Origin of the sequence: Rhodococcus erythropolis R138, from assembly GCF_000696675.2 — a bacterium.
GTDB classification, from domain to species: Bacteria; Actinomycetota; Actinomycetes; order Mycobacteriales; family Mycobacteriaceae; genus Rhodococcus_F; species Rhodococcus_F erythropolis.
In genome coordinates this window covers 2836361-2850320 of record NZ_CP007255.1, presented here as the reverse complement: position 1 = coordinate 2850320, position 13960 = coordinate 2836361, and the positions used below count along the sequence as shown (strand labels likewise).

Below are 13960 nucleotides of genomic sequence, written 5' to 3'. Positions count from 1 at the left end.
CCATGTCGACCTACTTTCATCCGAAGAAGTACGCACCCGAGGACTTCGCTTCCCTGGCGCATTCGGCCGACGCACTTCCCGTCGTGATCGTCGGAGCCGGCCCAGTCGGCATGGGCGTAGCCATGGGCTTGGCGCAGCGCGGCATTGCCGTCACGATTCTCGAAGCGGCCGATCAGGTCTCGTTCGGCAGTCGCGCGATCTGCGTGTCACGGCACAGCCTCGAAGTTGCCGAACGCCTTGGTTTCGGCGCCGAACTCGAAGACATCGTTCTACCGTGGGTGGGTGGTCGGAGTTACTACCGCGATCAGGAAGTACTGCAGTTCCGGATGGCATCCGCCGAGCACGACGCGCGCGGACCCATGGTCAACGTCTCGCAATCCGAGTTCGAACAGATCATGACCGACAAGTTGCTCGCCCACCCACTGGTGAACTTCCACTGGTCGTCGTCGATCGCCGGCATTTCCGGCGGTGACGACGAGGTGACACTGACCGTCTCCACCGCGTTCGGAACCCGCGAACTGCGTGCGGCGTGGGTCGTGGCTGCCGACGGTGGACGCAGCAAGATGCGCGAACTCAGCGGAATCCGCTTGCAGGGCAACAGCTACGAGGGCAACTACGTCATTGCCGACATTCATTGGGAATCGGAACTCCCGGCCGAGCGTCTGGTGTGGTTCGACGCACCCAGCAACCCGGGCTCCACGATCATCATGCACCGCCAACCACGGGACATCTGGCGCATCGACTACCAGCTCGACGCGTCGGACGATCCGGAAGCGGAGACGCAAGAAGATCGCATCCGTGACCGCATCACGCGTCACCTCGAATGGCTCGAGAGCGACATCCCCTGGACCCTGGAATGGTTCGGCTTCTACCGCGCCCATGCACTCGCCCTGGAAGATTTCACTCACGGCCGTGTGCTCTTTGCCGGCGACGCCGCGCATCTCGTTCCGATCTTCGGTGTTCGTGGCCTCAACTCTGGCATGGAAGATGCCGAGACCCTGGTGTGGCAACTGGCGGCCGTCATCAACGGAGCTGCCGATACCGCCATCCTCGACGCGTATTCGAAGGAACGTCGTAGCGCGTGGCAGCAGAACGTCGACAATGCAGGCAAGTCGACGCTCATCATGTCGCCCGGCAGTCACGGCTACCGAACCACCCGCGACGCCGTACTCGAACTCGCCACCAAGCGAAGCGAATTCGCGCACCTCATCAACCCGCGCCAGTCGAGTGCAACGCACGCCCGTCTCTCGCCGCTGACGTGGCCCACAGCTGCGGGCACCGAGGGCGTACTACCCGGGGATCCGCTGGAAGACAGAGTCGTCCAGGTCTCGGCGGACGGTTCGAAAACCTCCTTGAACAGTCTGCGCGGTACTGGATTCGGCCTGCTGGCTTTCGGACTGTCAGCTGAGCTGGTATCCGAACTCGACACGCAAGCCGAGATTCTCGCTCAGGCCCTTGCACCGGAAACCGTACGGGTGATCACCGCGGGAACTAACGACTCCACGATTCGCGATGCCGAAGGCAATCTCGCATCTGCCCTCGGTGCTCGTGTCGGCGAGATCTTCGTGATTCGGCCCGACGGATTGACGCTCTGCCGCATCAGCGATCCCACGCAATTGAACGACGTGGCCAAGCACCTCACCGCCGGCACTGCGCCGACGCACTTCGATACGGCACAGTCGGCGACAACTGCGGTGATCGACGACGAGGGCCGCCGCGAGCACGTCTGGTTGGCACTGTCGAACGCACTCGATCAGGCTGATCCGTCCGACCGCGAAGCCATGTTGGTGCGTCTTGCCTTGATTCTCGGTTCGCAAGCTACGTCGACGAGTTTCGACGCAGCCCTGAAATCTGCCGCCCGATAGTTCAGACACAGCAACTCGGCCGCGCAGGATTGTCTCCTACGCGGCCGAGCGCATTCGCGGATGAAGCAAGTATTCAGTTGACCTCGGCCAATTCCTTTTCTTCCTCAGCGCGCCTTTCACGCACGGATCTTCCCCGCAGCGACCTTCCACGTACCAGCGGCGAGACGGTGATCGCCAAGCCCACCAGCGCCACTCCGGTAACCAGGATCAGTCCGGGATGGAACTGTTCGAATCCGGCGGTACCGGCACCGGATGCGGTGTGCGATCCGGCGGTCACGAGGGCGGTAGTGAGAGCGAGTACGAGCGCCGCACCGACCTGAGCGGACGTGTTCACCAGCCCGGACGCCAAACCCTGCTCCGAATCGTCGACGCCGGAGGTGGCCTGGGCCATGATCGAGGTGTACCCCAACGCGAATCCGAGTCCGAGCAGGATGACGCTCGGCAGAATCGCCACAACGTACGACGGTGAATCGCTGCCCGCGAAGAGGAACCAGAGGTACCCGACGCTGAGCGAGGTCAGTGCCGCGATGATGAGCTTGGCACTGCCGTACAAGTCGACCAGCCGTCCGACGAACGGCGATCCGAAGGCGACGATGATGCCCGCGGGGAGCAGTGCCATCGCCATCTTCAGGGGCGACCAGCCGAGGGCCGACTGCAGGAAGATCGTCATCATGAACTGGAAGCTCAGGTAGGAACCGAAGAGCGCGATGATGGCCAGATTCGCACGAACGATGGTGCCGACGCGCAGAAGCCCAAGTCGCACAAGTGGATGAGCCACCTTCTTCTCGACGAAAAAGAACGTCGCCAGAAGCACGGCTGCGACGGCGAACGAACCCAGCGTCATCGGGTGTGCCCACCCACGGGTCGGAGCCGAGACCATCGTGTACACCGTGAGAAGCATTCCCGTCACCAGGGTGACGGCGCCGACGAGGTCGTGTCCCCCGGTATCTGCGGGACGGTCCCGCGGAATGAGGAAGTACCCACCGATCAGCGCGATGACGGCAAACGGGACCGGCATCAGGAACGTGAATCGCCAACCGGCACTGGTCAACAGCCCACCCAGGATCAGGCCCGACGAGTAACCACTGGCGCCGAACACGGAGAACACCGAAAGCGCACGGTTACGGGCCGGACCTTCCTTGAACGTCGTGGTGAGAATGGACATTGCAGTCGGCGCAGTGAAGGCCGCCGCCAGTCCCTTCACGAATCGTGATGCGATCAGCAGTGTTCCGTTGTCGACAAGGCCACCGACCAGCGAAGCGATTGCGAACACGGTCAGCGCGATCAGGAAGACCTTCCTGCGCCCGAGAAGATCGGCGGTACGTCCACCGAGTAGCAACAAGCCGCCGAATCCGAGGACGTAGCCGTTGATGATCCACTGCAGCGAAGTAGTGGACAGGCCCAGTTCATTGCCGATGGACGGTAGAGCGACGCCCACCATCGACACATCGAGACCGTCGAGGAACAACACGAGGCAGAGCACCGCGAGGATGCCCCACAGCTTGAGGGACCAGCCCTCTCCTGTGGCCGGATCCGTGGATTCCGTAGAACCCGGGGATTCCGGCGAATCGAATGGTTTGAGTGTCGAGTCTGTGCAAGTCACGTCAGCGAGAATAGATGCACCTGCACTTAATGCACAAGCATTTAATGCAATTGCACGTAATCGAGTCTTCAACTAGAATGCGGTCGTGACGTCGGAATCGGAATTGCGCAACACCTGGCGCTCGTTGTCGACCAGCTACAACGACATCGCGTGCGAGCTCGATCGCCAGATGCAGTCGGCGCACGGCCTGAGTATGAGCGACTTCGAGGCCCTCGACCGACTCATGGACACCTCGTGTGAGCGTCCACGGATGCAGGATCTGGCTTCGGAGATGTACCTGAGTCCCAGTGCGCTCTCCCGCAGCGTCGCCCGCCTCGAGAAGGCCGGACTGGTTCAGCGAGCACTGTGCGAGGCTGACCGGCGCGGAGTCTTCATCGACGTCACCGACAAAGGTCGTCAAGTACACACGGATGCCAGCAAAATTCAACTGGCCGTGCTGCATTCACGCCTGCGCGAGCAGTAGCCCTACGTCGGAGCAGCACCGCACCTCGCCCGGCCGCCGGGCGAGGACCGTTCCGGACTAGACTGAGCACATACCGGCGCGCCTTTCTGTTGCCGTCGGCGATCGACAGCAGCGCAGCCGGCACGCCTTCACGCGATCCTGGCCGAGGCAATCTGCCAGCGTTCCTGCGGCTTCTGCTAGTCCCTCAGGCGCCTGTCTGACATCTCTACCTGCTCCTATCGAGAGATACACAATTGAACAACGCACGCACCCTTGGAGTCATCGGACAGTCGAGCAAACCGGCAGAACGCCGGTTGCCGATCCATCCTGCGCATTTCGATCGCATCGATGCCGAACTACGTTCTCGGATCTACCTCGAAGAGGGTTACGGCCACCCCTTCGGCTACTCCGACGACTACCTCTCGCGTCTGGTGGCCGGAATCCGCACGCGCAAGCAGATTTTGGCGGAAACCGATGTGGTTCTGCTACCGAAGCCGTTGGTGCGTGACCTCGCCGAACTACGGTCGGGTCAGGTTCTCTGGGGCTGGCCGCACTGTGTCCAGGACACCGAGCTGACACAGATCGCGATCGACAAGAAACTGACTCTCATCGCCTTCGAAGCGATGAACTTCTGGCACAGCGACGGATCGTTCAATCTGCACGTGTTCCACAAGAACAACGAGTTGGCCGGCTATTGCTCGGTACTGCACGCCCTGCAGTTGATCGGTTCCACCGGAGACTACGGCCGCCGTCTCACTGCCGCCGTGATCGGTTTCGGTGCCACTGCACGCGGCGCTGTCACTGCACTCAAGGCGCACGGTATCCACGAAGTGGACGTACTGACTCAGCGCGGCGTCACCGCCGTCAGCTCCCCCATCCACTCGGCGCGAATGGTCTCGTTCGACAACAACAACGGCGATGTCCGCGGCAGCCACGTCATGCTCGACAACCACAGCGTGCCGGTACCGGGCTTCCTGGCCGAGCACGACATCGTCGTCAACTGCGTACTGCAGAACACGGATGCCCCGCTGACGTTCCTGACCGAGGAAGATCTCATGGACTTCCAACCGGGAAGCCTCATCGTCGACGTCTCGTGCGACGAAGGCATGGGGTTCAGCTGGGCTCGTCCCACCTCGTTCGCGGATCCGACCTTCATCGTCGGCGACAACATCACTTACTACGGCGTCGATCACAGCCCGTCGTACCTGTGGAACTCCGCGTCGTGGGAGATCAGCGAATCACTTCTTCCCTACCTGCCCACTGTGATGGCAGGAGAGACGGCCTGGAAGGCAGACGAGACCGTCGACCGCGCCATCGAAATCCGTGACGGCGTCATCGTGAATCCCGCCATTACGCGTTTCCAGCACCGTTCGGCGGACTACCCGCACGCTGTCATCGCGGAATAGGCGCCCCGATCAGGCCTGGCCGGCTGCCGCGTTGATCGGTGCCATGTCGAAATAGTCGCGCCAGGCTTTGATCTTTCCGTCCTCGACTTCGAATACCCCCATGACCGGGAGCGCTACCTCGGCGCCGTTGATGGTGAAGACGTCGACGCGCTCGTTCATGACGGTGTTGCCGTCCGCGACCTGACGCTTGATCTGAAAGTCGATGTTGCCGAAGGCACCGACAAACTGCTCGATGAACGCCCGGACGGCCTCGCGACCGACCACGGGCTCCATCGGAATGTTGTGATAAACGACGTCATCGGTGAAGTAGTCGACGATCTTTGCAACATCGGCGTCCGCCCACAGCGCACAGAAATCGGTGATCAGCTTATCCGATGTCATTGTGTTCCAGCCTCTTTCGAATCGTTTTCGTAGGGTTCGATGATTGCCAGGATGCTTTCGATCTCGCCTGCCGGTATCCCGAAGTACTCGGTGACGAAAACTGTGACGGCCGGTGCCTGGCCAGGTGTTCCGAGGTCGAGCAGATACCGCGCGACGACGCTTTCGCCCCACTCACGCAGCGCGAGTTCACGTATCGCCACGATTCCGCGATATTGCTGCCCCTGCTCGAGCTCGTTGCTGATGAAAGCGCCGGTGTCACCGGTTCGCTGACCGTTCTCGACCCGCCAGGCGTCAGCGGCGAATCGGACCTTCGTTGCGTCGTGAGTGAGCAATGCGTTCACGTATTCACGCGCCATGGCGACGCGCCCACTGACCGCAGACTCCGTGGAGTGCTTGGCAATTGCACCCAGGATCGACTCAGCCAACTCCGGTCGGCAGATCACGAGATCCGGAAGGTAGGGATGAGATTCGTTGTAGAGCAGCGGTGAACCGTCGATGCGGCTGCAATGCAGCCCGGCCGCCTGTGCGACGCCGACGGGTGCAGCCGAATCCCATTCCCACTGCCCACCGGCGTGCAGGTAGGCGTCGACCTCGCCTCGCACCACCGCCATCGCCTTGGCGCCGGCCGATCCCATGTGCACCACGTCGGCGCCGAGTTCGGCTGCCACCGCTTCGGTGAATGCGGGTGGTCGCGATCCGCTGACTACTACGCGGAGCGGCGAATTCGCGGGAACCGAATCGGCCTCGTCGCCACTGGAGTACACCGCTCCGAGCGCCGGCTGAGCAACCGCGGCTGCGGTAATTCCGCTACCGCGCTCCCAAAGCGCCACGTGCACTGCCCAATCCGCGTGATCCGGCAAGCCGTATTCCTTGGAGCCGTCCAGCGGATCGATGATCCAAACCCGGGATGCGTCCAGACGATTGCGATCATCGGCAGACTCCTCCGAGAGCACGGAATCCTCCGGCCGCTCGGCGGCCAACCGGTCGAGGATGTAGGAATCGGCGGCCTTGTCGCCCCGGCGACCAAGCTCACGACCGTCGTCGACACCCAGGCCCTCGGCTCGGATCCCCAGGAGGATCGCACCAGCGGCCTGCGCCAATTCCGCCGCGAGTGCCTCGTCGGCGATTCTGCTGTGTGTGGATTCGCTCACCGGTCCAACACTTCCATAATTCGCAGCGCAAGTTCGGTAGGCGTTCCGTCTTCGGGTCTGATCACCAGCTCGGCACTGGCTGGAGCCTCGTACGGATCGTCGACTCCGGTGAAACCCTTGATTTCCCCGGCCCTGGCCTTGGCGTACATACCCTTGGGGTCTCGGGCTTCACATTGCTCGATCGGGGTGTCGACGTAAACCTCGACGAACTTCAGCCCGGCGGCCTCGTGCGCCGCCCGCACTCGATCACGATCTTCGCGGTACGGGCTGATCAGGCAGGCCACTGCCACTGCACCTGAATCAGCGAACAACTGCGCCACCGAGCCGACTCGGCGGACGTTCTCGGCTCGGTCCTCGGCACTGAATCCCAGATCCGCGTTCAATCCGTGCCGGAGGTTGTCGCCGTCGAGGCGGTACGCCGGGATACCAGCGGCCACCAAGCGGCGTTCGAGTTCGACCGCGATCGTCGACTTACCCGAGGCCGAGAGACCGGTGAGCCAGACTGTGGCGCCGACAGTCGCACGTTCCTCGCGAGAAACCTCCGAACTGTGCCAGACGACGCGCGATTCCTTGAGTGTCGGACCGTTGATCATTCCGGCCGCGACGGTATTGCCCGTGGTCTCGTCCACGAGGATGAAGCTGCCTGTCACGCGGTTGCGGCGGTAGGGATCGAACATCAACGGCTGCTGCGTTTTGATCGAGATGCGACCGATCTCGTTGAGGGACAGAGATTCTGCCTTCTCGTCGCGGTGCAGAGAATTGACGTCCAGGCGATAGTCGAGCTTGACGATCTGCGCTTTCGTGGAGCGCGTGGTGTGCAGCAACGAGTAGCGGTTGTTCTCCGACAGGGTGGTCTGTTCAGTCAACCAACAGACCATCGCATCGATTTCCTGCCCGACCTGCGGCCGGTTGTTGAGCCGACACAATTGGTCCCCGCGGCTGACGTCGAGATCGTCGGCCAGCTCGATGCAGACGGCCGAGGGCGCAAACGCCTCGTCGATCACGTCACCGCCCGGCCCGTGGACTGCCTTCACCGTCGAGGTGAATCCTGAAGGTAATGCCACAATTTCATCGCCGGGCTTGAAGACGCCACTGGCAACCGTTCCGGCGTATCCCCGGAAATCGTGGAGGTCGGCATCCGTTTGCTTCTGCGGACGGATCACGTACTGCACCGGGAAACGCGCGTCGATCAAGTTGCGATCCGAAGCGATGTGTACCTGCTCGAGATGGTGCAGCAGAGAAGGCCCGTCGTACCAGGACATGTTCTCGGTCCGGGCAACGATGTTGTCCCCCAACAGCGCCGACACCGGAATGAACGTCAGATCGTGGACGTCCAGTTTGATCGCGAATTGCCGGAATTCTTCCTTGATCTCCTCGAACCGTTCCTGAGACCAGCCCACGAGGTCCATTTTGTTCACACACAGCACGAGGTGGGGTATCCCCAGGAGAGTCGACAAGAAAGCGTGCCGCCGCGTCTGTTCGAGCACACCCTTGCGTGCGTCCACCAGGATCAGGGCAAGGTCGGCCGTCGAAGCGCCGGTCACCATGTTGCGGGTGTACTGCTCGTGCCCGGGTGTGTCCGCGATGATGAACTTCCGGTGAGGGGTCGCGAAATACCTGTGGGCCACGTCGATCGTGATGCCCTGTTCACGCTCGGCGCGCAATCCGTCGGTCAGTAGCGCGAGGTTGGCGTACTCGTCGCCGCGTTCTCGACTGCTTCGCTCCACGGCCTCGAGTTGGTCCTCGAAGATCGACTTGGAGTCGTAGAGCAACCGGCCGATGAGTGTCGATTTTCCGTCGTCGACACTGCCCGCTGTAGCGACTCTCAGCAGTTGCGGCATCAGAAGTACCCCTCTTTCTTACGATCTTCCATGCCAGCTTCGGAAATCCGGTCATCAGCTCTGGTTGCGCCACGCTCCGTGATACGGCTCGCCGCAACTTCTTCCACGACAGCGGCCGGTGTTTCGGCCGACGATTCGACGCATCCGGTACACGTTGCGTCGCCGACCGTACGGAAGCGCACCAACGCCTCGTAGGACTCCTCGCCGGCGCGAAGCTCGAGGAAGCGGGTGCGTGCCAACAACATTCCGTCGCGCGGAACAACTTCGCGACGATGGGCGTAGTAGATGCCGGGAAGGTCGATCCGTTCCTTCTCGATGTACTGCCAGATGTCGAGCTCTGTCCAGTTGGAGAGCGGGAAGATCCGAATGTGTTCACCCTTACGGTGTTTGCCGTTGTACAGGTTCCACAGTTCAGGTCGCTGCACCTTGGGATCCCACTGCCCGAACTCGTCCCGGAAGCTGAACACCCTCTCTTTGGCGCGCGCCTTCTCCTCGTCTCGGCGAGCACCACCGAACACGGCGTCGAACTTGTTGTCGCGAATTCCGCGCAGCAACGCGTGCGTCTGCAGGCGATTGCGACTGGAACCGACTCCGGTATCCTCGATGACGCGTCCGGCGTCGATGTCGTCCTGCACGCTGGAGACGACAAGACGCAGGTTGAAGCGATCGACCGTGCGGTCGCGGAACTCGATCACCTCGTCGAAATTGTGACCGGTGTCGACGTGCATCACGGCGAACGGCAATGGGGCAGGCCAGAATGCCTTGGCCGCTACGTGCAGCATCACGACGGAATCCTTACCTCCGGAGAACAGGAGGACCGGCTTTTCGAAAGTCGCTGCGACTTCGCGGAAAATATGGACCGCCTCCGCTTCGAGTGCCCGCAAATGCGACAACTCGTAGGCGGGCGGGGTCTGGAGTGTTGCCATGTCTTTCGCTCCTGAGCATCACGTACTCCGTGCGGAACACCATTTCCGCATCGGTACATTTATGTACCGGACTGGTTCTAAATTGAACGCAATCACAGAATAGAACTCGTTCTACCCAAAGGTCAATGACCGGCAATCAGACGTCACAAACCGCGAACCGGACTCCGGCCACCAACTTCCGCCGTCACTGCATCCGCCGCCGCAACCAGCGCCGCAGCCCTTCGCTCGATCTCGGCGCCCGTAATCGCCCCGCCCACATAAAGTGTCAGCACAAGGGCCTGATGCCCTTCGGCGTCGTAGGTCGGGGCCGCGATGAGACTGACGGGATGCTCGTCGTCAGAGCTGATGTCGCGCCCGAGGTACACCCTCTCGCCCAGGCTCGACACCATCTCCCCGAGCAGTTCACGCACCTCCGGCGGAAGATCGTGCGTCGCAACGCCCGCCATCAACGTGTGCAGTCGCTGCCCGACTGGATCCAGACTCTCGACCAGATACCCCGCAGCGCGACACTCGCGGACCACGTTCCACAGACGCTCGCGATCCAAGCGCACCGGCAGGCTCGGCTCTTTGCCCAGCCAACTGTCCATGTCGTGATCCGAACCCCAGAGGACGTACATCAGTCCGACCGGTGGTGCGAACGGGTACACCTGACCGACCTTGGCGGCGCGACGCGCTCCGATCGGTCCGGTCACTTCGAGAACGCTGATCTGATCACCGATCACACCGGACGCCGTGCACGTCGTTCCGAACTCCGTGCTCACTTTCTCCAGATGGGTGCGGGCAATGGGTCCGACGGCAAATCCTCGCTGAGCTGCACGTCCGGCCGCGATCAAGGCCGGACCGAGCCCATAGGTCTTCGACACCTCGTCCCGAGTCAGGTATCCACGATCAGCCAGCGCCGTGAGGATTCCCAAGCAGGTGGGCTTGCTGATCTCTAGCGCGCGGGCCAGTTCCGACAGCCCGAACCGCTGATCAGGGCGGCCGACGAGGTAGTCGAGCACCTGAACCACCCGTTCGGTGGGAGGCGATTGTCTCCCCCTCGGGCGTGCTGCTTCAGGCGTCTTCTCCGGTCCACCCATTGACCACTCCCTAGAACGCGTTCTATTGTCGAAATACCCAACATCTACCAAATAGGTACATATTTGTACCACGACGCTCTGGACCGGCGACATAGTCGGAACTGTGAGGAGCCAGCGTGCTGACGGACCCGTTTGCCGAGGCGATCGCCGAAGCCGAGAAATTGATCGAGACTGCGCCGCACATCAGATCCGAACAGGATCTACTGGAGGGATACCAATATCTGGCCGGCGGAATCATCGCGACGACGCATGCCGCCTGGGCCAGCGAAAAGACCCATCCGAGTTTCATCCAGGGCACCGGACCATTCACCAAGATGGGGCTCGACAACCCGGACACCCTCTACTTCGGCGCCCGCATCAACGACGACAAGGAATACAAGGTCACCGGAAAGCGCGGCACCACAGCCGATCTCAGCTTCCAGGTGTTGAGTGGGAACTACACCAACTCCAACGTTCCCGGAAGCGAAATCGCCTTCGACGACCGCGAGCTGGAGATAGACGACGACGGCAACTTCGTCGCTTGGTTCGGCCCTGGCCCCGCCGACGGCCGAGCCAACTACTACACCCTGGCCCCCGGATCCTCGCAGCTGGTCGTTCGCGAGGTCTACAGCGACTGGAGTCAGCAGCGCGGCGTGATCCGCATCGAGCGCACCGATTCGATCGGGATCGCGCCGCCACCTCTCACCGCCGAAGAGACCGAGAAGCGTTACGCCCGGGCTGGGAAGGCACTGGTCACGCGGGTCAAGACGTGGCTCCAGTTCCCGGAGTGGTTCTACCTCAAGCTCACGGTCAACACCATGACCGAACCACGCCTGACACCGGGCGGGCTGGCAACGCAGTACTCGTCGGTGGGACATTACGAACTCACCGACGAGCAGGCGATGATCATCACCGTTCCCGCCTCCGACGCACCGTATCTGGGCTTCCAACTGGGGAGCCTCTGGTACATCTCACTGGACTACGTCAATCATCAGACCTCCCTCAACAACGGCCAGGCACAGGTCGATCCGGACGGGATGGTCCGAATGGTGGTCAGCGAGAAGAACCCCGGTGTCACCAACTGGATCGAAACCGTCGGACATCCGCGCGGCATTCTGCAGTTCCGTTGGCAGCGCGTGTCCCGCGAGCTGACGCCGCAGGACGGTCCCACCGTCGAAATCGTCGCCGTCGCAGATATTGCGAAGCACCTGCCGCATTTCGACACCAACACCATCACCGCCGAGGACTGGGCAGCGCGCATTGCCCAGCGCCAGGCGGCCATCGACAACCGAATGCTGGGGTAATCATGACCGCCTTGCTCGAAGACCGTGTAGTAGTCATCTCCGGAGTCGGCCCGGCACTCGGCCGCGCTCTGGCCCTTCGATGTGCGTCGGCCGGCGCGAGTCTTGTTCTCGCAGCACGTACGCAATCGCGACTCGACGACGTTGCGAAAGAAATAGTCGATGCCGGTGGGCGCGCCGTCACCGTTGCCACCGACATCACCGACCAGGCTTCCGCCGAGAATCTGGTGGCCGAGTCCATTGCCGCCTACGGCAAAGTCGACACTCTGATCAACAACGCATTCTCGATTCCGTCGATGAAACCGTTGGCTCGCACCGATTACCAGCACATCCGCGACAGCATCGAACTGACCGTACTGGGTGCGTTGCGCCTGACTCAGCTGTTCACGCCGGCACTTGCCGAGTCGGACGGCTCCGTGGTGAACATCAATTCGATGGTGTTGCGGCATTCGCAAGAGCGTTACGGCAGCTACAAGATGGCGAAGTCGGCCCTGCTCGCCATGTCGCAGTCCCTGGCCACCGAACTCGGCCCGCAGGGAATTCGTGTCAATTCGATTGCACCCGGCTATATCTGGGGCGACACCCTCAAGGGATACTTCGCGCACCAGGCGGAGAAGTTCGGCATGACCGTCGAGCAGATCTACGAGCACACTGCGTCGAACACCGACCTCAAGCGCCTGCCGACGACGGATGAAGTATCCGATGCGGCGATCTTCCTGGCGTCCCCGATGGCCAGCGCGATCACCGGCCAATGCATCGACGTCAACTGCGGCGAATTCCATCACTAGGAGCACCATGACTGAACGCACTCACGTCGGCACCGTCGAGGATCTCCATGCCTCGGCGACGCGGATGACCGGCCTGACGGACTTCGGCGTCGACGATTACACCGAGGCTCTGTCGGTCCTCCTCGAGTCTTACGACCGCGACGAGGATCTGACGCCCTTCGGCAGCAAGATCTCTCGGGTATTCCTTCGCGGCGCCCTGGTGGCCCGTCTCCTCAGCGAATCGGCGTGGAAGGAGCATCCGGAACACGCCGACGTCAAGATCGAGCGGCCGATCTTCGTCACCGGATTGCCACGCACGGGCACCACTGCCTTGCACCGCCTCCTCACGGTCGACCCGGCTCACCAGGGCCTCGAGATGTGGCTGACCGAGTTCCCTCAGCCTCGCCCGCCTCGCGATACGTGGGAATCGAACCCGGTCTTCGCCAAGATCGAGGAGACATTCGGTCAACACCACGTCGAGCATCCCGAATTCATGGGCGTGCACTACATGTCGGCCAGTGAAGTCGAAGAATGTTGGCAACTCTTGCGTCAGACGTTCAAGTCCGTGTCGTACGAGTGCCTGGCGAATCTACCCACGTACTCCGCATGGCTGAAGGACCAGGAGTGGTCGAACGCCTATGCACGACACAAGAAGAACCTGCAGCTGATCGGTCTGCCCGATCAGGATCGACGGTGGGTCCTCAAGAACCCGAGCCACCTGTTTGCGCTCGACGAATTGATGGAGGCGTACCCCGACGCTCTCGTCATCCAGACTCACCGCTCCCCTACGACGATCATTCCGTCGGTATGCAGCCTGGCCGCCCAGGCGACAGAGGGTTGGTCGAACACGTTCACCGACAAGGTGATCGGCGAAAGTCAGCTCGAATTGTGGGCCAGGGGGCTCGAGCAGTTCGACAGTGCACGCGCACACCACAATCCCGCGCAGTTCATCGACGTCGACTATCAGGACTTCGTCACCGATCCACTGGGAACCGTCGAGAACATCTACACGCACTTCGACATCCCGTTGACATCTACCGCCCAGCAGTCGATGGAGGCCATGCACGAGGAAAGCCGCTCGGGTGCTCGCAAACCGTCGCACAAGTACACGCTCGAGGAGTTCGGCCTGACGAAGGAACAGGTGGAGGAGCGATTCGGAACTCGCTGACCACCGCTGGTCGACGACCTTGCTGACGACTGAAGCCCCCGCCGGACGGCG

General features: G+C 61.9%; 12 protein-coding genes. 6 read left to right on the top strand and 6 right to left on the bottom strand.

Annotated elements, in window-relative coordinates; all coding sequences use genetic code 11:
* The first annotated feature begins 2 nt into the window (after positions 1-2).
* Positions 3-1865, top strand: coding sequence for an FAD-dependent monooxygenase (locus H351_RS13350; RefSeq protein ID WP_051636483.1), 1863 nt, complete (start codon positions 3-5; stop codon positions 1863-1865).
* A gap of 73 nt (positions 1866-1938) precedes the next feature.
* Here H351_RS13350 and H351_RS13345 read toward each other — a convergent pair whose 3' ends face one another.
* The gene (locus H351_RS13345) at positions 1939-3468 is read right to left on the bottom strand and encodes an MFS transporter (protein WP_019749190.1); all 1530 of its coding nucleotides are present in this window, start codon (positions 3466-3468) and stop codon (positions 1939-1941) included.
* Positions 3469-3553: 85 nt separating this feature from the next.
* Here H351_RS13345 and H351_RS13340 point away from each other — a divergent pair, with 85 nt between their 5' ends.
* Positions 3554-3931 (top strand): MarR family winged helix-turn-helix transcriptional regulator, encoded by a 378-nt coding sequence (locus tag H351_RS13340; protein ID WP_029255712.1) that lies wholly within the window; start codon positions 3554-3556, stop codon positions 3929-3931.
* Positions 3932-4164: 233 nt separating this feature from the next.
* Entirely contained in the window at positions 4165-5316 is a 1152-nt protein-coding gene (locus tag H351_RS13335) for a N(5)-(carboxyethyl)ornithine synthase (protein WP_019749192.1), read from the top strand.
* Between the two features lie 9 nt (positions 5317-5325).
* Here the strand turns inward: H351_RS13335 and H351_RS13330 are convergent, their stop codons facing one another.
* The 5 genes from H351_RS13330 to H351_RS13310 form a co-directional block, all read right to left on the bottom strand.
* Positions 5326-5697 carry a nuclear transport factor 2 family protein gene (locus tag H351_RS13330; RefSeq protein ID WP_007726173.1) on the bottom strand — a complete coding sequence of 124 codons (372 nt, stop codon included), beginning with the start codon at positions 5695-5697 and terminating at the stop codon, positions 5326-5328.
* A complete protein-coding gene (locus tag H351_RS13325) occupies positions 5694-6848 on the bottom strand; it encodes a 3'(2'),5'-bisphosphate nucleotidase CysQ (RefSeq protein WP_019749193.1) in 1155 nt (384 codons plus the stop codon). Before H351_RS13325 ends, H351_RS13330 begins: the two co-directional genes overlap by 4 nt.
* Entirely contained in the window at positions 6845-8689 is a 1845-nt protein-coding gene (gene cysC, locus H351_RS13320) for an adenylyl-sulfate kinase (RefSeq protein WP_029255713.1), read from the bottom strand. Before cysC ends, H351_RS13325 begins: the two co-directional genes overlap by 4 nt.
* Positions 8689-9615 carry a sulfate adenylyltransferase subunit CysD gene (gene cysD / locus H351_RS13315; protein ID WP_019749195.1) on the bottom strand — a complete coding sequence of 309 codons (927 nt, stop codon included), beginning with the start codon at positions 9613-9615 and terminating at the stop codon, positions 8689-8691. The genes cysC and cysD overlap by 1 nt, the downstream gene beginning before the upstream one ends.
* Positions 9616-9758: 143 nt before the next feature.
* The gene (locus tag H351_RS13310; protein ID WP_029255714.1) at positions 9759-10694 is read right to left on the bottom strand and encodes a helix-turn-helix domain-containing protein; all 936 of its coding nucleotides are present in this window, start codon (positions 10692-10694) and stop codon (positions 9759-9761) included.
* A 116-nt stretch (positions 10695-10810) separates the two neighbouring features.
* Here H351_RS13310 and H351_RS13305 point away from each other — a divergent pair, with 116 nt between their 5' ends.
* From H351_RS13305 to H351_RS13295, 3 genes are read left to right on the top strand one after another with little or no spacing between them, the layout of a single operon-like run.
* Positions 10811-11977 carry a hypothetical protein gene (locus H351_RS13305; RefSeq protein WP_021334277.1) on the top strand — a complete coding sequence of 389 codons (1167 nt, stop codon included), beginning with the start codon at positions 10811-10813 and terminating at the stop codon, positions 11975-11977.
* 2 nt (positions 11978-11979) lie between these two features.
* Positions 11980-12762: an SDR family oxidoreductase gene (locus tag H351_RS13300; protein ID WP_007726165.1), complete on the top strand. Its 783-nt coding sequence runs from the start codon at positions 11980-11982 to the stop codon at positions 12760-12762.
* A 7-nt stretch (positions 12763-12769) separates the two neighbouring features.
* Positions 12770-13909, top strand: coding sequence for a sulfotransferase family protein (locus H351_RS13295; protein ID WP_020908307.1), 1140 nt, complete (start codon positions 12770-12772; stop codon positions 13907-13909).
* Positions 13910-13960: the final 51 nt, after the last annotated feature.